This is a genomic window from Marinobacter persicus, assembly GCF_900114155.1.
Taxonomy (GTDB): Bacteria; Pseudomonadota; Gammaproteobacteria; order Pseudomonadales; family Oleiphilaceae; genus Marinobacter; species Marinobacter persicus.
The window spans coordinates 352,792-371,397 of the sequence record NZ_FOSC01000001.1 but is presented as its reverse complement, the minus strand read 5'-3'; the positions used below and the strand labels follow the sequence as shown (position 1 = coordinate 371,397).

The 18,606-nt window shown below is 61.5% G+C and carries 15 protein-coding genes and 1 pseudogene; 9 read left to right on the top strand and 7 right to left on the bottom strand.

From position 1 onward, the window contains the following. Positions 1–343 precede the first annotated feature (343 nt). Both BMZ63_RS01715 and BMZ63_RS01710 read left to right on the top strand, forming a co-directional pair. Positions 344–1,042 (top strand): annotated as a pseudogene (locus BMZ63_RS01715) (acyl-CoA dehydrogenase C-terminal domain-containing protein); the annotation flags it as partial. A gap of 167 nt (positions 1,043–1,209) precedes the next feature. After that, the gene (locus BMZ63_RS01710) at positions 1,210–2,850 is read left to right on the top strand and encodes a methyl-accepting chemotaxis protein (RefSeq protein WP_091700769.1); all 1,641 of its coding nucleotides are present in this window, start codon (positions 1,210–1,212) and stop codon (positions 2,848–2,850) included. Between the two features lie 61 nt (positions 2,851–2,911). Here BMZ63_RS01710 and BMZ63_RS01705 read toward each other — a convergent pair whose 3' ends face one another. From BMZ63_RS01705 to BMZ63_RS01685, 5 genes are all read right to left on the bottom strand, one after another. Next, complete coding sequence (locus tag BMZ63_RS01705; protein WP_091700766.1) at positions 2,912–4,240, bottom strand: MFS transporter; 1,329 nt, start codon at positions 4,238–4,240, stop codon at positions 2,912–2,914. A gap of 114 nt (positions 4,241–4,354) precedes the next feature. Then, positions 4,355–5,452 carry a DUF1513 domain-containing protein gene (locus BMZ63_RS01700; RefSeq protein WP_227663647.1) on the bottom strand — a complete coding sequence of 366 codons (1,098 nt, stop codon included), beginning with the start codon at positions 5,450–5,452 and terminating at the stop codon, positions 4,355–4,357. Positions 5,453–5,462: 10 nt separating this feature from the next. After that, positions 5,463–6,515, bottom strand: coding sequence for an imelysin family protein (locus BMZ63_RS01695; protein ID WP_091700764.1), 1,053 nt, complete (start codon positions 6,513–6,515; stop codon positions 5,463–5,465). A 9-nt stretch (positions 6,516–6,524) separates the two neighbouring features. Next, the gene (locus BMZ63_RS01690) at positions 6,525–7,934 is read right to left on the bottom strand and encodes a di-heme oxidoreductase family protein (protein ID WP_091700761.1); all 1,410 of its coding nucleotides are present in this window, start codon (positions 7,932–7,934) and stop codon (positions 6,525–6,527) included. Between the two features lie 159 nt (positions 7,935–8,093). Next, positions 8,094–9,395 carry an imelysin family protein gene (locus BMZ63_RS01685; protein ID WP_091700758.1) on the bottom strand — a complete coding sequence of 434 codons (1,302 nt, stop codon included), beginning with the start codon at positions 9,393–9,395 and terminating at the stop codon, positions 8,094–8,096. Positions 9,396–9,841: 446 nt separating this feature from the next. On the opposite strand from BMZ63_RS01685, the gene BMZ63_RS01680 reads away from it, so the two are divergent. From BMZ63_RS01680 to BMZ63_RS01670, 3 genes are read left to right on the top strand one after another with little or no spacing between them, the layout of a single operon-like run. Then, positions 9,842–10,684 (top strand): 23S rRNA (adenine(2030)-N(6))-methyltransferase RlmJ, encoded by an 843-nt coding sequence (locus BMZ63_RS01680; protein ID WP_091700755.1) that lies wholly within the window; start codon positions 9,842–9,844, stop codon positions 10,682–10,684. 19 nt (positions 10,685–10,703) lie between these two features. After that, positions 10,704–11,933 (top strand): hypothetical protein, encoded by a 1,230-nt coding sequence (locus BMZ63_RS01675; protein ID WP_091700752.1) that lies wholly within the window; start codon positions 10,704–10,706, stop codon positions 11,931–11,933. Positions 11,934–11,936: 3 nt separating this feature from the next. Continuing rightward, positions 11,937–12,734, top strand: coding sequence for a mechanosensitive ion channel family protein (locus BMZ63_RS01670; RefSeq protein WP_091700749.1), 798 nt, complete (start codon positions 11,937–11,939; stop codon positions 12,732–12,734). Positions 12,735–12,743: 9 nt separating this feature from the next. Here the strand turns inward: BMZ63_RS01670 and dctP are convergent, their stop codons facing one another. Continuing rightward, positions 12,744–13,808 (bottom strand): TRAP transporter substrate-binding protein DctP, encoded by a 1,065-nt coding sequence (gene dctP / locus BMZ63_RS01665; RefSeq protein ID WP_091700747.1) that lies wholly within the window; start codon positions 13,806–13,808, stop codon positions 12,744–12,746. A gap of 111 nt (positions 13,809–13,919) precedes the next feature. Then, a complete protein-coding gene (locus tag BMZ63_RS01660) occupies positions 13,920–14,327 on the bottom strand; it encodes a DUF4168 domain-containing protein (RefSeq protein WP_227663648.1) in 408 nt (135 codons plus the stop codon). 173 nt (positions 14,328–14,500) lie between these two features. Between BMZ63_RS01660 and BMZ63_RS01655 the strand changes: the two genes are divergently transcribed. Genes BMZ63_RS01655 through BMZ63_RS01640 form a run of 4 tightly spaced genes read left to right on the top strand, consistent with a single transcriptional unit; the run spans position 14,501 to position 18,578 of the window. Further along, positions 14,501–16,024, top strand: a complete 1,524-nt coding sequence (locus tag BMZ63_RS01655) for an ATP-binding protein (RefSeq protein WP_091700744.1) — start codon at positions 14,501–14,503, stop codon at positions 16,022–16,024. Continuing rightward, positions 16,021–17,400 carry a sigma-54-dependent transcriptional regulator gene (locus BMZ63_RS01650; RefSeq protein ID WP_091700742.1) on the top strand — a complete coding sequence of 460 codons (1,380 nt, stop codon included), beginning with the start codon at positions 16,021–16,023 and terminating at the stop codon, positions 17,398–17,400. Before BMZ63_RS01655 ends, BMZ63_RS01650 begins: the two co-directional genes overlap by 4 nt. Next, on the top strand, positions 17,393–18,307 hold the full coding sequence (locus tag BMZ63_RS01645; protein ID WP_091700739.1) for a DMT family transporter: 915 nt from the start codon (positions 17,393–17,395) through the stop codon (positions 18,305–18,307). The genes BMZ63_RS01650 and BMZ63_RS01645 overlap by 8 nt, the downstream gene beginning before the upstream one ends. Further along, positions 18,300–18,578 carry a GIY-YIG nuclease family protein gene (locus BMZ63_RS01640; RefSeq protein WP_091700736.1) on the top strand — a complete coding sequence of 93 codons (279 nt, stop codon included), beginning with the start codon at positions 18,300–18,302 and terminating at the stop codon, positions 18,576–18,578. Before BMZ63_RS01645 ends, BMZ63_RS01640 begins: the two co-directional genes overlap by 8 nt. Positions 18,579–18,606: the final 28 nt, after the last annotated feature.

The window sequence follows — 18,606 nt, the reverse complement described above, 5'->3', positions numbered from 1 at the left end:
CGGCGAAAATTCCGGCTTTCCACCAGCCCTCCGCTGTGAGACGCTCTTGCTGCCCGGATTAAAGGAGACTGAATTAATGACTGCCACTGCACTGGACCGCCGAGACCTTGAATTCCAGCTTCGAGAAGTGCTGGCTGACAGTTTGCTGGTGCAAACCCGGCAATCCGGGGATGCCCTGGAAGAGATCTACGCCGCCGCCGACCGCATGGCCAGCCAGCCGCTGGCCCGGGGCTTCAGCCTGGTGGCGCGTCAGTACACCGACTATGTGGAATCGCTGGCCTGGGCGCGGGAGCATTACCAGTCGGTGGCCTCGGACAACCCGGAGCGGGAAGAGTCTCTGGAGCCATTGATTGCCCGGGCGGATGTCCGCTGTGCATTGCTGGCACAAAAAGCCGCCTGTGAAGGAGGTCTGGCCCTGTGTCTTTACGGCGCCGACCTGTTAACCGAGCAAAGCGAACACCCGGATGCGGATCGTCGTGCCGAGGCTGACAGTCTGTTCGGGCTGCTGGCACCGGTCATTGCCGGCTGGTCGGCGCAGAACCTTCCTGGTGACCGCGAAGCCCAGCAGCGAGCCCGTTCCGCCGCACAGGATCTGCTTGGTCGGCAGGTCTGGCACGCTCAAAGCCAGGGGCTTCAGTTATTGATGCAGCGAATGCAGGACGATCTGCAGGCGGCAGGCTCGGGGCTGTGCCAGCAATGGGCGTTGTCGTTGAGTGAAACCCTGCAGCAGGCGGTCCGGGTTACCCAGAGCCTCGGGCAATCGTTGATGGACGGCCACGCCCGCCGGGTATTGGCCAACAGTCAGAATTACCTGCGCCTGTTTGGCCACATTACGGTGGCGTGGATGTGGTTGCGGCAGGCAAATGTGGCGGCCAGGGCCCTGCCGGTGGCTGTCTCCGATCCGGACAGGCATTTCTACCGGGGAAAATTGCAGGCCGCCCAGCATTTCTTCCACCGGGAACTGCCCCGGGTGGCGCAGGACCTGGTGTTGTTGCGTAATCAGGACGATACCTGCCTTAACATGCAGCCAGAATGGTTTTAATGGCTCAAGAAAATGGCACCGGCGCCGTTATCCAGTATAGTCCGGCCGGATGTGGATGAATTTTTTACACTAAAGTATGAGTTATTAACTTTTGTCATTTCATTAGTCTCGAATCCGGCCTGAAATAATAAATACTTGCATTAAGCAAAGATAACGACGAGGGCACCATGGGTTTAATCAATCGTGCTGCAACAGTCTTCGGTCTGGTTGCTGCGGTCATACTGGTTGTGGTTTGTGCGTTTGCCGCGCCGCTGGTTGGCCTGGACGCAGTTTCTTTAACGCTTGGCCTGATAGCAGGTCTGGTGCTGACCGTCGGTTATCTGGTCATGAGGGTGCTGGCCCCGGCACGGAAGGCGCTGGAGCAGCTTAATGACCGCACCTTGCCGGAAGACCATCCCCTGTATGCCCGTTTTGAACAGCTGCTGGCTGACGCCGGCGCCGGTCGTGCGCTGATTGATACCCTCTCCGACAGTGCTGATCAGAACGCCATTTCCGCCGCCGAGGTGGCTTACGCCGCTGATCAGGTGAAAAAACGCCTGGATCAGCAGGTGGAAGAAACCGGCCAGATGGCTGACCACGCCGGCCGTATTACCGAGTCGGTACACGAATCGTCCGAGCAGGCCACCAATGCCGCCACCATGGCTATGCAAAACCGGGAAGTGAGTGTGCAGGGCCGTCAGGCGCTGACCTCCGCCATCGACAGCGTACGGGTGGTGCACGAACAATCCAGTGAAAACCTGCGCCTGATTCAGGAACTGAACGACAAGTCCACCAAGATTCAGGGCGTGACCACCACGATTCAGGGTATCGCAGAACAGACCAACCTGCTGGCGCTGAACGCGGCCATCGAGGCGGCCCGGGCCGGTGAACAGGGCCGTGGTTTTGCCGTGGTGGCCGACGAAGTCCGGCAACTGGCCGGCCGTACCGCCCAGGCCACCGGCGAAGTGGCCGAGACCCTGGAAGAGATCCAGAACGACACCACCCTGATTGTTTCGCGTATTGAGAATCTGGCCAAGAGCGTGGAAGAAGGCCTGGCCTCGGTGGAAAGCGTGGGCGGCCAGCTGGACCAGATCCGCGACCAGTCGGATCGGGTGCAGGAGCAGGTGGCGCGCATCGCGGAAATCGACCAGGCCAACGAACAGAGCCTGGGGCAGGTGTTCAATGCCATCGAGACGGTCAAGGATCACATTTCCGAAAGTGACAGCAGCGTGGCCTCGCTGGCGGATCAGGCCAACAAACTCATGGTGCTGGCCGAGAAGGCCAACGCCGCTTTCGCCCTGAACAGCAAACAGAGTTATCACAGACCGTTCTACGAGCAGGCCAAATCGGGCGCCGAGCAGATCGGCAAACTGTTCGAGCAGGCCATTGAGCAGGGCAAACTGAGCGAGTCCGCCCTGTTCGACAAGAAGCGGGACCCGATTGCCAACACCGATCCCCAGCAGTACTCCAGCAGTTTTGATCGCTACACCGATCAGGTTTTCCCGGCGATCCAGGAAGCGATCAAGAATTCCCACGACGCCATCGTGTTTGCCATCGCCTGCGCGCCGGACGGTTACGTACCCACCCATAACCGGGAATTTGCCAACCCGCCCACCGGTAACCGTGAAGTGGATCTGGTGAAAAGCCGCAGCAAGCGCCTGTTCAATGACCGCACGGGTATCCGTTGTGGCACCCACACCGAAGACATGCTGCTACAGACCTATCGCCGCGACACCGGTGAGATCATGCACGACATGTCCGTGCCCATCTTTGTCAACGGCAAGCACTGGGGTGGTTTCCGGGTTGGCTACACACCGGCCGGCCACTGACAGGCAGGCTGGTTTCCTGCGCTGAATGGTCCTTGAGACTTCGGCGCAGCCCGGCGCTTGTTCAGTCCTCGGTTACTTCCTTTAGCCGTACCGCGCTCAGCATGCCCGCCAGGCCCATTAGCCCAAGCACCAGAATCACGGCAATATCGGAAACCATGGAAATGGCCGCAGTGAATGCACCGGTCACCAGCAGCAGAATACCAATCACGGTATTGCTCACGGCGGTGTAGTCGGTGCGTTTGTTACCGCTGGCCATGTCCACCAGGTAGGTTTTGCGCCCCAGCCGCACCCCGGCGTGGGCGATGCTCAGCACAAAAAAGGCGAGCGGATAAAACCAGGCGCCACCGAACCCGGGGCCGAAGATTAACGCCAGCACGCCTACCAGCAGGCAGATACCACTGGCCATGGCCGCTCCGCGAATCATCACCCGGCGGCTGGAGGTGTCGGCGGCCCAGCCCCAGAAACTGGCACTGAGCGAACTGGCCAGGCTGCTGGCCAGCAGAAACACGCCCAGCATCCAGCCAATGTCCGACTCCTGCTGGGCCAATACCACGAAATAGGGCGAGGCCAGAGCGGAGCAAAGCAGCAGTGCCCGGGTAATCACGAAATGGCGGAAAGGCGCGTCGTCGCGCAGCAGTGTCAGGCTTTTCAACGCTTCGGTCAGGGCGTTGCCGCCACCGCCGGTTTCGCCCTCGTATTCCTCCACATTGGCAAACAGCACGCCGGCCACCACCCAGAGCACGGCCGCCAGCAACAACAGTACCGTGTAGAAGGTCAGGGTCGGGTCGCCGCGATCCCAGAACAGCAGGCCGGTCAGGATCACCGTGGCGGTGCCACCGATGGTGGTGGCCAGACCGGACAGCCGGCCGCGGCGGGTCTTGGGGATGCATTTGCCCTGCACATCTTTCATCGCCACCGAGCAGAACCCCCGGGCCAGGGAGAACACGATTAACGCAGCAATGACGCCGCTACCGGCGGCGTAGCCGTCCAGAAACCAGATGCTGCCCGCCATGCCCGCCACGCTGACGGCCTGGCCGAAACTGCCCAAAACCCAGAACCCCTTGCGTACCGGCTTGCGGCGTACCCAGGCGGCAATCACCATTTGCGGGACCAGTGAGCCGGATTCGCGGATGGGTACCAGCCAGGCCACCAGTGCCGGCGCGCCCACGGCGCTCATCAGCCAGGCCAAAACCGTCTTGGGGCTGATCAACAGGTCACCGAGCTTGGTAAGCACGTTCGCCGCCAGAATCAGGAAAAAGTTTTTGGGTACTTCCCGGCAGGCCTCCTCCGGGATGTCCTTGCACACCCGGGCGTCTTCCTCGTTGGCAATGAGGTTGTACAGTTGTTCGGCGGGGTTGCGGCGAGCGTCTGTCTGGTCCGTTGCTGGCAAACCGTTGTCCTCCTGTTAAAAAGTCGCTCAAGCATAGCAGCAACCCGGGGCTTTCTTAAGGCGGGCTGCCCCGGGTTATAGCCATTAACAACGGGTTACGGTCTTTTGTTCCTGTCAGACCAGATGATGGTCCCAGTAAACGGGCAACGAGGCCAGTTCCAGGGGACGATTGTCCCGCCCCAACCGCACGAGCTTCCCGCGTCCCGAGGAGATCAGAAAGTCGCCGCCGGCCAGTGCCTGAATGCCGGCGCAGTCAGGGATGCCGGCCTTCGACACCAGTTTGCCGCTTGCGCCTTCAAAGACAATGGCGGTGCCGCCCACGGGGGAGGCGGCGGCCACCAGGTCGTTTTCGGGATGGGCGATGACACTGGCGATGTAGTTGGCCAGGCCGGCCTGGGTATCGTCATCAAAGCGGTATTCGCGCAGCTGGCCATTTTCCACCCGCGCCAGCAGCGGTGGCATTTCGTGCAGCGGCCCCTGGTACTGATAGGCAACATAGATCTTGCCGCCGGCGCTGACATCCACATGGCGGGCGCTTTGGTGATGGTGGGCGGGGCGGAAGCGTCCGACGATCTCTCCGTTTTTCCGGTTCATCAGGATGAGCGCCGGCTCCATGGAGGGCAGGTTGAGCTTGATGCGGTCGTAGTCCGGGTGAGTGAGAATGCCGCCCAGACCGATCACCAGCGTGTCTCCGTCCGCGTGCAGCGTGAGCTGGTGCGGGCCAATGCCGTTGAGGTCGAAGGTGTTGGTCCGGCGATAGCCGTTTTCGGCATCGTACACCGTGACGATGCCTTCACCCTCCTCGTAGCGGCTGCCGGTGGCATAGAGCCAGCGGCCGTCCGGGGAAAACACGCCGTGGCCGACAAAGTGCTCGCCGGCCTCCGCGCGGATGTGGTGCTTGCGGGCCCCGGTGCCGGCATTGATCACGTAGAAGGACCGGCCCGGCCGTCGTTCAAAGAAAACCACTTCCTGGTTGCCTGGGCGGTTGCAGCCACTGTGGCCCCGGCTGGCCATTGGCGACTGCCAAAGCAGATGGCCGTGGCGGTCTATAGCGCCCACCCCAAAACCACCATCGGGCAGGCCAATGGCACCGGTGTACTGGTCCGGCAGGGTGCCGGTCTTGCGGGGCAGGAGGCTGCAGCCGGTCAGTGTGGCAGCCAGGCCGCCGGCCAATCCGGCTTTCAGAAGCTGTCGTCTGCTCAACGGGATCATGGGTGTGGCCTCAGTCGCCATCCGAGGAGTTAAAGCCACGCACCACGCCAACGGCCACGGCGGCCTGGTCGTTCACCAGGGTGGTCAACTGGGACACATCCACCCACAGACCCTGCAGGCGGGAAAACTCACGGTCATCGGCCAGCAGGGGCGCCATCGGTGTGTCCAGGGCAGGAAAGTTCTCCAGAACCTCGTTGAACTGGCCCCGGATTCGGTCAGCCAGCCCTGGCTGGCCGCTGTTTTCGAGGAGCAGTTCCAGGCCCGGTAAATAGTGGGTTTTCAGGCCCCGGACGGTGGCTTCCACCGTGGCCAGGCTTTTGCCGCTGCGCCAGGCATCGGCGACATAGGCGGAACGTTTGCCGGTGCCGCGCAGGCCCATGGGTTGGGCGAGGCGACGCTCTTCCAGAATTTCCAGGGCGTTCATGCCGGCGCGAACGCTAGCGTCCTGATACTGCTCGCTGGCGATGTAGTGCTTTTCGAAGGCACGCCAGTCCGACAGTTGCTGTTCACTGTTTGCGGCGATGTGGCTGGCCACGGCGGTTAGCATCTGGCAGCTGCGTTCGGCGGGCAGGGCCTGATCGCCACGGTTGAATGGCTCATCAAACAGCAGGTACTCGGCCATGGGGAAACCCTGCACGGCCACGCCGGCCCCGGCGATGGTGTCGGTTGTGGGCGCCTGATCGGCGGACAGCAGGTAGCGGGCCTTGCGGGCAATCAGGTTTTTCGGGTCCGGCCAGAACTGGAGCTGCCAGGCCCGGTTGTCGGTTTCGATTGGCCCGAAATCGACAAAACGTACGGCCTGCCACGCCATGAATGCCTGTTGCCAGGCCTGCTCTACATCCGAGCGGCTTCCGGTAGCGGGGTCGGCACACCAGTGGCGGCTGTGCTCGGCAAACTCGCCCGCTTTTTCACTGAGGGTCTGGTAGCCCCCTTCGATCTGCTGATGCCAGATTTCCCTCGCTCTTTCACCGGCCTGTGCACTGGCATTGTCAGGCGCGGCTGCCTGCACGTTGAGCACCAGGGCTGTCATCGACAGGAAAACAGCTTGAGACAGTCGCTTCATCTTTTGTCCTTACAGTGAGTTCAGGAAATCAAGCAGCGCCTGGCGGTCGTCGGCCGGCATCTGGCGGTATCGATCCGCGGCGGGCCGGGCTTCGCCGCCGTGCCAGAGGATGGCCTCTTCCAGGGTGCGGGCACGGCCATCGTGCAGGAATCCGGCTTGCGGGTTGACCACTTGGGCCAAACCGATGCCCCAGAGCGGCGGTGTGCGCCACTCATTGCCGTTGGCCAGGAATTCATCGCGGCCGTCGGCCAGCGCCGGGCCCATATCGTGCAGCAACAGGTCGGTATAGGGCCAGATGGTCTGGTTGCTCAAATCCGGCCGGTCCGCCACCTCGCCGGTCTGGTGGCGGGGCGTGTGGCAGGCGGCGCAGCCGGTTTCGTTGAACAGCTCCGCTCCGTGTCTCACGGATCTGGCTCCCATGTTCCGGCGACCGGGCACGGCCAGGGTCTTGGCGTAGAAGGTGACAAAATCGGCCACCTTGTCGCTCACTTCCGGCTCCCCGCCGTGGGTAAATTGTTCGCAGTTCTGGGCCGGGGTGCAATCGGTGGCGGGCTTGACCGATGAAGTCAGCCCCATGTCACCGGCGAAGGCGCCCATGTTCTGCTGGTGCACATTGGGCTCGGCGGCCTTCCAGCCAAAGCGGCCCGGCACCGTCTTTTCGGCGACCAGATCCCAGACCTGGTTCTGTTTACCGGAAATGCCATCGCCATCACGGTCTTCCGGGTCGACCCTGGCTTCCAGGTCTTCCTGGGGAATGGCTTCCAGCAGACCCATGCCGATCACCGGTGGAGCCACCCGTGGGGAGGTCAGAAGGTCTTCGGGCAGGGGGCCGTAGTTGGGATTTTCAATGTGATAGATCGGTTTGCGCAGTTCCACCTCGGTGCCGTCGGCGAGGGTATCGATGACGGTTTGCCACTCAATCCGCAGGTCGGCTTCCGGTTTTGCGGCCGGCAGGGCTGCGGTTTGCAACTGGCTGCCATACACCGGCGCGGGCTTGAAGCCATGGGTGCGCAGCAGTTTCTCGTCTGCCTCCGGGTCTGCCGGAACGGCCAGGCGCAGGAAAAGCGACACCGGTGGCTGGTCAATGGCCGGTGGGTGGCCCCGGCCGTCCTTGATATGGCAGCCCTGGCAGGAATTGGTGTTGAACAGTGGGCCCAGGCCGTCCCGTGCGTCGGTGCTGGCCGGTGCTTCCACCCAGGGGTTGCGGAAGAAACTGTTGCCTACGCTGAAGTCGAGCCGCTTGGTCATGGACAGGTTGCCCTGGGGCCTGGAATAGGCGTTGGTGTCGGATTGCTCCACCGTGCCCTCGCCGCCGGTTTGGGGGGTGGTCTGTATCGGGTAACCGGCGTGGGTGTCGGCGTGGACCGCGCCGGAAAGCGCGCTCAGCGCAAGGGCGGAAATGAATAGCTGTGGTTTCATTTATTAAGTACTCGCCATGCAAATGAATAAGCCATGGAAAGGCAACCCGCCCGTTCTTTTATCAGGTTTTGCTATGGGTGGACTTTCCATGGCTTGTTCCGGTGCTCAGGCTACCGGGAACCATGGGGCCCGGTAGCCTGATATTGCTGATGTCAGCTTTTAGAACGCGTGGCCGGCATCATCCGGAGACAGGGCTGCGATGCCCAGCTCATGGGCGGCCTGCTCGATGGAGCCGGTCTGCTCAACCAGGGCCATGATGCTGTTGGTGATGATCTGCTCACCTTCGGCGTTGCCCGGCCCGATCATTTCATCGAAGGCCATTGGGTCCTGACTGCTTTCCGCGCGGGCTTTCATTTTTTGCAATGCGGCCATGGAGGCGTCCAGCTGGCTGTTCAGGCGTGCGTCCAGTTCCGGGTTGGCCTGTTCCACCAGATCAGACAGGGACGGGCCGGTTACCAGGGAACCATCCACGCGACGGTAGGTACCGGTGTAGACGTTCTGGATGCCCTGGCCATTGTAGTAATGGGAGTTGTGGGTGTTGTCGCTGAAGCAGTCGTGCTCGTCCTCGTAGGAGTTGGCTTCCAGAGCCACTTTCATGCGCTCACCGGCCAGCTCGCCCAGTGACAGGGAGCCCATGCCGAACAGCATTTTCTGGATGCCCTGGCTGGCGTCAGCCGCTGTCAGCTGGTCACGATAGTTGCCGTCTTTGCCCGGCGCCCACTGGGCCACCATCCACTCCAGGTCGGTCACCAGCAGATCGGTGACCGCGTCCAGATACTCGCCACGACGCTCGCAATTGCCATTGGTGCAGTCCGCGCCGGTGGCGTAGTCGGTCACCGGGCGTTCGCCGGCGCCGGCGTCAAAGCCGTGCAGGTCCTGGCCCCAGAGCAGGAACTCGATGGCGTGGTAACCGGTGGCCACGTTGGCCTCGGAACCGCCCACTTCGTTCAGGTCGGCCAGCAGCTGCGGGCTCAGGGTGGACACGTCCAGGGTTTCGCCGCCCACCGTAACGCTGTTGCTGGCAATAATGTTGGCGGTGGCGCCGGCGTTGCCCATTTCGTGCTGGTACTCGTCCGGCTTGACGTAGTCGATAAGGCCCTCGTCCAGCGGCCAGGCGTTCAGCTGACCTTCCCAGTCATCCACGATGGCGTTGCCAAAACGGAATACCTCGCTCTGCTGGTACGGCACCCGGGCCGCCAGCCAGGCTTCCTTGGCGGCCTGCAGGTTCGCATCGGTGGGGTTGGCGATCAGCTGGTCGGTGGCTTCGTCCAGGGCCCGGGCGGTGATCAGGGCATCTTCATAGTTGGCATGGGCCAGGCCCGCGTAGTGCTCAACAACGTTGGCCCTGGTGGCCGGTTGTGTGTTCTGGGCCGAGGAGGGCGACTGAGCGCAGCCTGCAGCCAGAATGGTGGCAGTAGTGATGGCCAGCGTCAGCGGCGCGGGGCGAAACGGGTTGGTCATTGGAGACTCCATTCTTGATTTTCATGGTAATGATAAATATTAGCGTTTGTATTCTGCTTGTAATACCCCTGCTGTGCAAGTGGAATTGATTTCCGACAAATCAGGGGTAAAAAATTATAGAATTTAATGAGAATGATTTGCAAAAGCGTTTGTGCGTGCTAGTTTCTGGTCATTGTGGTGATGTAACGGAGGAAGTCCCATGAGTGATTCAGTCATCCATCTGGCCGGTTCGCCCCGCAGTGTGTTTGCCGCCTGGCAGTCCCTGCAGCGGTCGACAAGGAGCACGCGAGCCGGAGGTAAACGTCGGAAGCGGCGAGGTCATGATGTTGGTGCCCCGGGCGGCCAGGCCGCTGACTGATCGGTGAGGATATCGGCCTTCCGGTGCCGGCTGGTTGTCAGGAACGGCGGAGTCCGGCTTAATAGGCCCCTGATGCCAGGAGCCCGTTATGCTGAGTTACCTTCACGCCTTTCACGCCGGCAATTTTGCTGATGTGCAGAAACACGCCGCGCTGATACTGGTGCTTGCGATGATGCAGGCCAAGAAATCGGCCATTGCCTGTTTTGACACCCACGCCGGCAGTGCCCTGTATGACCTGGCCGGTGACCGGGCCCGAAAAACCGCCGAATCGGACCTCGGTGTGCAGCGGCTCTGGTCTGAACGACAGTCCTTGCAGTCACCTGACTGGCAATCCATGTTGAGTGTGCTCCAGGCCCACAACCGGAATGGTGGCGGGCCGCTGGAGGATTACCCGGGATCACCGGCCTGGCTTGCTCATTTTTCCCGGCCCGGGGATTCGGTAACCGCCTTTGAGCTGCATCCATCCGAGGGCCGGGCGCTGGAGAAGTGGGCCACCCGGGCCGGTGTCAGGGTGCGTTGTGAGGATGGCCTGAAGGGCCTGCTCAGGAGCCTGCCACCAGCGCAGCCAAGGCTGCTGACCCTGATTGATCCTTCCTATGAAATCAAAAACGACTACCGGGCCGTGGCCGACACATTGGTGAAGGCCTGGCAGAAGTGCCGTCACGGGGTCTATCTTGTCTGGTATCCGGTCATGGCGAACGGGCTGGAACAGCCGTTGCTGGATACGCTGGCCGAAGGTCCCGTTCGCAAGATACTGCGCAGCGAGGTGCGCCTTGAGAGTCCGCCAGAGCGCGGCATGGTTGGGTCCGGCATGCTGGTGGTCAATCCACCCTGGGGTTTTGACCAGCGCTTCGCCGCGATGCTGGACGATCTCAAGGGGCCCCGGCGGCTGGGGCTGTCGGCCAGCATGGACTGGCTGGTGCCCGAATAACCTCTCAGGAGTCACGCCATTGAGTACGGAAACCGATCAGGAACATCCCTGCCTGCCCGGCGGGTTGATTGCATTGGAGCAATGGCAGGCGCCGGAGACATCCATCCGCAAAACCCTGCGCACGGGCGTCAGGGATATTCTGGACCAGCTGCGGGCCAGCATTCATCCGGAAGAACAGGCCTTTCGCAGCCTCGATGACCTGCCTTTGTTGACCCCTGACCGGCTCCGCCAATATGCACCCCCGCCCGATGCCGCCGAAGTCACCCGGGCAATTCTGGCGCAGCTTGAAACCCGTGAAGCCCTGCGGGGCCGGTCTGTGCCTTTTCTGGTTGTGCCGCCATTTTCCGGCCTGGCCCGCTCCCTGGCTGCCAGTGGGCGCCGGGTGATCACACCGCCGGATCACCTGCTGCTTTCGGAACAGGACGCACGCAGCTGGTGGCAACGGCAGCTGTCAGGCGACCATTGGGTGATCCCTGAACTGGCGGATTTCTGGTTGCGTCATCGCTCCGGGCTGTCCCTGTTAAAAGAGTTGTTTGCCCTGCTGGCCTCGGATAAGGCCGGTACTGGCTTGATCGGGTGTTCCAGTTGGTGTTGGCAGTTCTGGGCCAATTATCTGCCCGAGCTTCCTGTTGCTCCGGTTACGCCGGCCCCACTGGATGGAGAGCGACTGGTACGTTGGCTGGATCATCTGGCCCGGTCGCAAACAGGCCAGTCGCTGACCGTCAGGATGACCCATGATGGCCTGTATGTGCTGCCGGCGCCGGAGCAGGCCGGACAAATCAAATACAGCAGTTTCGCCCAGGACCTGGCGAGCCTGGCCCGGGGGAACCCGGGCGTTGCCCTGGCCATCTGGCGGCGGGCCTTGCGGGCGCGGCCAGAAGCTGAATCGGAAGGTGATGATGTGAAGAGCGAAGGCGACCTTGAGGCTGTTACGTCGTCCGGGCCGGGTTGTTGGGTGGCGCCGCTGGACCAGTTGAGCCTGCCGGCGGTGCCGCAAAGCGTGGGGCGGCATTCCAGCCACGTTCTGCATGCCCTGCTGCTGCACGAAGGTCTGAGCGAGGAGCAACTGGCGTTGGTGACCGGGCTCTCGCACCGGGAGGTCGACCTTACCCTGGGCCGCTGCCAGCGTGCCGAACTGGTGACGGTGGTGGACACCGGAACGTATTTTCATGTCACGCCGCTGGGCTATCCGGCGGTGCGCAAGTACCTGTTGTCGCGCGGTTATCCGGCGGACGGGTTTGGAGAGTAGGTTATGGACGAATCCGGTCTGCAGCAGGCGCTTGAATCCATCAGCTCGGTGGCGGTAGCGGAAGCATTTGCGCTGGTTGTTATTGCGTCTGTGCTGATTGTGCTGATCCAGAAACTGGCCTCGGCCCTGGCGGAAAAGTTGTCGGGAAAACCCAGGCTCTATTTGCTGGCAACGGTGCCGCTGGCCCGGCTGCTGATCATTGTGGTGACGGTGATCCTGATCGTGCCAATCCTGGTGGAACCGTCATTCGAGAACATGGTGGCCATTTTTGGCGCCCTGGCGCTGGCCATCGGTTTTGCTTTCAAGGATTACATCAACAGCCTGATCGCCGGCCTGGTGACGCTGTATGAAATGCCTTACAGGCCCGGTGACTGGATTGAGGTCAATGGCTACTACGGCGAAGTGCGCTCGATTGGTATCCGGGCGGCGGAAATTGTCACCCTGGATGACACCGTAATTGTGGTTCCCCACGGTGTTTTGTGGAACACCCTGCTGGCCAACAGCAACGATGGCAGTCACAACCTGATGTGTGTGGCCGAGTTGTTCCTGGAACCGAACCACGATGTGGCCCAGATGCAGGCGTTGCTCCGGGACGTTATCTATACCAGCCCGCTGACCCGCACCTACCAGCCGGTGGTGGTGGCGGTGACCGACACCGAAGAGGGGATGCGTTATCGTCTGAAGGGGTATCCGCTCGAGCCCCGGGACCAGACGCGTTTTATCTCGGACCTGACCGCCCGGGCGTCGGAAGTGTGCCATGAGCAGGGCGTGAAACTGTTGTGCCGTTCCCGGCGGGAATAATCCGCCTGCCTACTGACTGGTGTCGACTGCCGGTTCGCTGGCCAGTACCAGCTCAAGCAGGGCCCGGCCATGTTCGCCGGTTTTTTCGATGTAGGTGTCACGGGTGCCCAGGCTGGCCTCACGGAATGCCTGCCGTTCGGCGTCTGACAGGCGAATAACCTCGAGGTCACCCCGTTCGACCATCAGCTCCAGGCGGTCCCGGTTGAGTTCCGTTTCTATCTCCCAGGCCTTCCCGGAAAGATCACGAATGGTGGTGGCCAGCCATTCCTGTTCGCGCTCATCCAGGCTTTCGAACCACGCCGGGTTGGCAATGACCGATGAGATAAAGCGCGAAGCCCGGGGCAGGGTCAGCGTGGATTGCACCTCGTGGAAGCCCATTTCCTCGATGGCGAATACCGGGTTGGTCTGGGCGTGAATTTTATGCAGTTGAAGATCACTGTACACCTGGGCGTAGGGGGTCTGGACCGGCTGCGCCCCGTAGGCCCGGTAAGCCGCCGCCGCCATGTCGGCGGTCATGGTGCGTATGCGAAGATCCACGAAGTCCTGCGGTGTGCGCAGTGGTTTGTTGGCGGTCCAGGCCATCCAGCCTTCGGGTACGAGACTTAGCAGCTGAAGACCGGCATCGCGGTAGGGCTGATCAAACTCGGCCAGCAACGCCGGGCTTTGCAGCAGGCGACGGGTCTGTGCTTCATCCTCGGGTAATACAAAATGCAGGTTGAACAGGCCGGTTTCCGGTACCTGGTTGGCCAGGTGCCCGGGCGAGGCGAAGGCCAGGTTAACCGAACCGTTGCGGGTCAGCTCGGTCAGTTGGGTGGAGGTGCCCAGTGACCCGTAGGGAAACACTTCCACTTCGATGTTGCCATCCGACACTTCCTGGATTCGGGTCTGGAATGCCTTGGCATAGGCGTGTTGTACGCTGCCTTCAATTTCTTCCAGTGCGAACCGCCAGGTTTCCGGGTACCCGGGGGCGCCGGCCTGGGTTTCAGAACCTGAGTCTGACGAATCCGAGCAACCGGACAGCAACAGGATAACAGCGGCAAGAACGGGCCAGAACAGGCTCGGGACATTAGGCATGGCAATCAGTGCTCCGGTCGGCGGGCAAATCGGATATCTGATTGCAAAGGTATCACAAAATAAAAAACCCCGCCGGAGCGGGGCTAGGGGATTACCGGTAAACCGGTAGTCTTACATCATGGAGTCAATGCGCTCGCGGACTTCCGGCTCACTGCTGTAGGCGGTGGCGATGGAGTTGTAGGTCGGAATATCCATACCGATCTCTTCAATCACCTCGACCATCTTGTCATTGGCCTCCATCTGCAGTTCCTGAGCCTTTTCCTGGGAATCGGCTGCTTCGATCTGTTCGATGTAGTCTTCACGAACTTCCATCACACCTTCCTGAGCCTGAATGAAATCCTGGAGCTCGGAATCACTGAAGTTGGTGTCCTGGGCGCCTGAAGCCGCCGGGTCACTGTAGCTGGAACCCTGCCCTGAAGCGGCCGGGTCTTGCTGGCCGTCCTGCTGGGCCATGGCGGGTGCGGCTGCCAGAAGTGCCAGGGATGCGGTAGCGGAAACAAGCAGTTTGTTCAGGTTCATAGACAACATTCTCCGTCTGCGTTGGCCGGCGATATGCCGGATTCATTAAACGTCACCAGAGAGTTAACAAGTGCCGTGCCAGGTTTTCGTTTGTTTTTAATCTCTTTTAAAACAGTCGGTTATGGGTTTTTGGCCATTAACATCAAGCAATACAGGTTGTGGCGATATGCCACATGTGGCAAAAGAGGTGTGACATCCTGTCGGAAACAAGCCCGGAGGCCGCTATCGGACATCGCCTGGGAGTGCTGCTGCGCTCACTGCAACTGACGTTGTTGCTCAGTATCGTCATTCCGCTGCTGCTGTTCAGTGGCATCGCTATTTATATTGGTCTGGGCGCGGTTGAGGAGAACCTGAACGAGCGCCTGCAGGAAGACCTGGAGCTGGTGGCCCGCGCCGTCAGCGGCCCTGTTGCCCGGGCGCTGGCCGACGATGATGAGCTGGTGCTGGGGGAATCGTTGAAATCCATTTTCAAGATAGGGCGAATTTCCGGGGCCTCGGTTTTTGACGAAGACGGCAACCGGGTGGCAAGCCTGGGGGTGGCGGATTCCGATGTCACCAACAGCGCCAGTGCGGAACAGGTTATTTCAAGTGGGGAACTGGGCGGTACCTTCCGCCAGGTGGATGGCGAGTCGGTGTTCTCGCAATTTACACCACTGGTGGCCGAAGACGGGCGTATTCGGGGTTTGCTTCAGGTTACCCGCCAGCGCAGTGATTTTCATGATTTGCTGGCTTCAAGCCGCTGGTGGGCGGTGGCCATCTGGTCGGTGCTGGCGATCACCATCATCCTGGTGGTGGTGCTGGGCCACTACGGCGCTATCGGCCGCCATGTCACCCGTCTGCTGGAACAGATGGATAAACTCGCTCCAGGCCACTGGCGGCTGCAGGATACCCCCTCCGGCCCCGGTGAGTTACGGCAGATCCACCGTGGTGTGCGCCAGCTGGGCCGGCGCATGGAGGAGGCGGAATCGGAAATTGAAGACCGGATAGCCCGGGAACGGGCGTTGGCCGAGCAGTTGGAATATCAGGAAAAAGTCGCCGCCATCGGACGGGTGGCCGGTGGTGTGGCCCACGAGCTGGGTGCGCCCCTGAACGTCATCCAGGGGCGGGCCCACATTCTGGCCCGGGCGGAACTGCCGCCCGACCAGGCCCGTCACCTGCAGGATATTGAGCACCAGGTGCAGCGGATGACCACCATTATCCAGCAGTTGCTGGACTGTTTTCGCCATGTGCCGGATTCCCGCCGGCCGCTGGACCTGGGCACGGTATTGAGGGACGTACTGGAAAGGGCGGTGGAGGACCCTCGCTGCGCCGATTGCCATATCGAAACCCGCGGACTGGATGCCGATACCGCGCCCATGCCGGTGCGAGCCGAACCCCTGCGGGTGGGGCTGGCCTGCCTGAACGTTATTCGCAATGGCTGTCAGGCGGCCCGTGGCCGGTTGGAAGTCGGCATCCTGGATGCCGGCGATTGCTGGGAAATCCGGGTCGAGGACGATGGGCCAGGCATCGCAATGCAGGACCGTGACCGGATTTTCGAGCCGTTTTTCAGTACCCGGGCAGCGGGTGAGGGCACCGGTCTGGGGCTGGCGGTGGTCAGTAGCGTGATGAAAGAACATAACGGGCGTGTGGAGGCGGGCGACAGTGCCCTGGGCGGCTGCCGTATGAGCCTGTTCCTGCCGAAGGAGAATGTCGAATGAACGAGCCAGCCACTCCCATTTTGCTGGTGGAAGACGACCGCAGTCTTAGTCAGCTCCTGGCCGAAGAGCTGGAAGCGGACGGCTTTACCGTGACCCGTGCCGCGGGCCTGGCTGAAGCCCGGGATCGCCTCCGGGCCGGGCGACCCGCGCTGATTGTTTCCGACCTGCGCCTGCCGGATGGTGACGGCATGCAGGTGCTGGCGTTCCAGCAGGCGGAGTATCCGGGCATTCCGTTTATCGTCATTACCGCCTTTGGCACGGTCGATCAGGCGGTGGAGGCCCTGAAGGCCGGCGCGGATGACTTTCTGACCAAACCACTGTCCACCGATCATCTGCGCCTGAAAATCCGGCGCCTGCTGGCCCAGGCGGACATGAGCCGGCAGCTGGCGGAGTTTCGTTCACAGCAGCAAGGCGACCCAAACCTGGGCCTGGTTGGCGACAGTCTGGAAATGGAACGGTTGCGGGCCGAGATCCGTCAGGTGGCCCGCAGTCACGCGGCGGTTCTGATTAACGGTGAAAGCGGCACCGGCAAGGAACTGGTGGCACGGGCCATACACCGGCAGAGTGACCGGGCGGAGCAGGCGTTTGTGCCGGTCAACTGCGCCGGGATTCCACCGGAATTGATGGAGAGCGAGTTTTTCGGCCACGAGGCGGGGGCTTTCACCGGTGCCCGCCAGGCCCGGCGGGGTCTGTTTGCCGAGGCCGATGGCGGCACCCTGTTGCTGGATGAGATTGGCGAGATGCCACTGGCGCTGCAGGCGAAGCTGCTGCGGGTGCTGCAGGAAGGCGCCATCAAGCCGGTGGGGGCGGACCATGAAGAGCCCGTGGATGTGCGCATCCTGGCTGCCACCCATGTGGATCTGATGAAAGCGGTGGAGGAAGGACATTTCCGGGAGGATCTGTATTACCGGCTGGAGACCCTGTCGTTGCGGGTGCCGCCCCTGCGAGAACGGGGGGAAGATGTGGAGTTGCTGGCCATGCAGTTTCTCAAGGAAGCGTGCCGGCGCCATAATCGCGGCTTTGTGAAATTCAGCGAGGTGACCCTGCAGGTGCTGAAGGACTACCCGTTTCCCGGAAACGTGCGGGAGCTGGCCAGTGCCATTGAGCGGGCGGTGACCTTCTGTGAGGGCGACACCATTCAGCCGGAGAACCTGCCCGAGCGTATTCGCAAGCGCCAGGGGCAAACGGTCGATGACGGTCTTGCCCCGGCCACCGGACAGATATCGCAATGGCCGACCCTGGAAACCCTGCAAAAGGAATATGTGGAGCGGGTAATGGCGGCGGTGGATGGCAACAAGCGGCGGGCGGCGCAGATACTCGGCATCAACCGGCGAACCCTGTACCGCTGGCTGGACGCGGGACAGCACCATGACTGACCAGAAGCAGGCCATGCTTTATGGTCTGGCCACGGTGTTGCTCTGGTCTACCGTGGCCACGGCCTTTAAGCTGGCACTGGCAGATCTGGCGCCGGTGCAGATGCTGTTGGTGGCGGTCAGTGCCTCGGTGCTGGTGATGGGAATGATTCTCGCCGGGCAGGGTCGGTTTCGTCTGGCCTTTCAATTAAGCCGCCGCCAGTATCTTCAGTCCATGGGTATGGGGCTGATTAACCCCTGCCTGTATTATTTCTTTCTGTTCGGTGCCTTTGACCGCCTGCCGGCCCAGGAAGCCCAGCCCCTGAACTATACCTGGGCGCTGGTGCTGGCTTATCTGTCGGTGCCTTTCCTGGGGCAGAAACTGCGAGGGCTCGATATTCTGGCGGGGCTGGTGTGTTACGCCGGCGTGGTGGTCATCGCCACCCGGGGGCAAGTGACCGCCCTGAGTTTCTCCGACCCGGTGGGTGTCGCGCTGGCACTGGGCAGTACTGTGATATGGGCCAGCTACTGGATTATCGCCACCCGCGACAGCCGGGACCCCACGGTGGGGTTATTCCTGAACTTCCTTTTTGGGCTGCCGGTCATCGCGGTGGTCTGTTGGCAGACGGCCGGGCTGGACTTTCTCGTGTCTGGTGGCGGGGGCTCTCTTGCGGCTGCGGTCTACGTTGGCGTGTTTGAAATGGGTGTGGCCTTCGTGCTCTGGTCGCAAGCGATGAAAAAGGCAGAAAATACCTCTAAAGTCAGCAATCTGATCTTTATCTCTCCATTTCTGTCGCTGGTATTTATCTACTTCATCCTGGGCGAAAAGATTTTGCCGTCCACCTATATCGGGCTGGTACTGATCATGGGTGGTTTGTGGTTGCAGCAAACCAAAACCCGGCATCGGGAACAGGAGTTGGAGCATGGCTGACGGGTGGTATCTTTATCTGGTACGGACCGCCGGCGGCAGCCTCTACACCGGCATCACCACCGATGTGCAGAGGCGCTTTGCCGAACACCAGGCCGGCGCCCCGAAAGGCGCCCGGAGTTTGCGTGGCAAGGGGCCGTTGACGCTGGCCTTTCAGGCGCCAGCCGGGGACCGTGGCCAGGCATCAAGGCTGGAGTGGCGCGTCAAGCGTTGGCCACGGGCCCGGAAAGAGGCCCTGGTTCGTGGCGAGCTGAGCCTTGGCGCGTTGGAATAGCATAGTATGATCATCAATTCACAGCAGT

Bases quoted from the DNA above. Each gene is read 5' to 3' on its own strand.
- BMZ63_RS01710 (WP_091700769.1), top strand. From the start codon at position 1,210: ATGGGTTTAATCAATCGTGCTGCAACAGTCTTCGGTCTGGTTGCTGCG.
- BMZ63_RS01700 (WP_227663647.1), bottom strand. From the start codon at position 5,452: ATGATCCCGTTGAGCAGACGACAGCTTCTGAAAGCCGGATTGGCCGGC.
- BMZ63_RS01695 (WP_091700764.1), bottom strand. From the start codon at position 6,515: ATGAAGCGACTGTCTCAAGCTGTTTTCCTGTCGATGACAGCCCTGGTG.
- BMZ63_RS01690 (WP_091700761.1), bottom strand. From the start codon at position 7,934: ATGAAACCACAGCTATTCATTTCCGCCCTTGCGCTGAGCGCGCTTTCC.
- BMZ63_RS01685 (WP_091700758.1), bottom strand. From the start codon at position 9,395: ATGACCAACCCGTTTCGCCCCGCGCCGCTGACGCTGGCCATCACTACT.
- BMZ63_RS01680 (WP_091700755.1), top strand. From the start codon at position 9,842: ATGCTGAGTTACCTTCACGCCTTTCACGCCGGCAATTTTGCTGATGTG.
- BMZ63_RS01670 (WP_091700749.1), top strand. From the start codon at position 11,937: ATGGACGAATCCGGTCTGCAGCAGGCGCTTGAATCCATCAGCTCGGTG.
- dctP (WP_091700747.1), bottom strand. From the start codon at position 13,808: ATGCCTAATGTCCCGAGCCTGTTCTGGCCCGTTCTTGCCGCTGTTATC.
- BMZ63_RS01660 (WP_227663648.1), bottom strand. From the start codon at position 14,327: ATGAACCTGAACAAACTGCTTGTTTCCGCTACCGCATCCCTGGCACTT.
- BMZ63_RS01655 (WP_091700744.1), top strand. From the start codon at position 14,501: ATGTGGCAAAAGAGGTGTGACATCCTGTCGGAAACAAGCCCGGAGGCC.
- BMZ63_RS01650 (WP_091700742.1), top strand. From the start codon at position 16,021: ATGAACGAGCCAGCCACTCCCATTTTGCTGGTGGAAGACGACCGCAGT.
- BMZ63_RS01645 (WP_091700739.1), top strand. From the start codon at position 17,393: ATGACTGACCAGAAGCAGGCCATGCTTTATGGTCTGGCCACGGTGTTG.
- BMZ63_RS01640 (WP_091700736.1), top strand. From the start codon at position 18,300: ATGGCTGACGGGTGGTATCTTTATCTGGTACGGACCGCCGGCGGCAGC.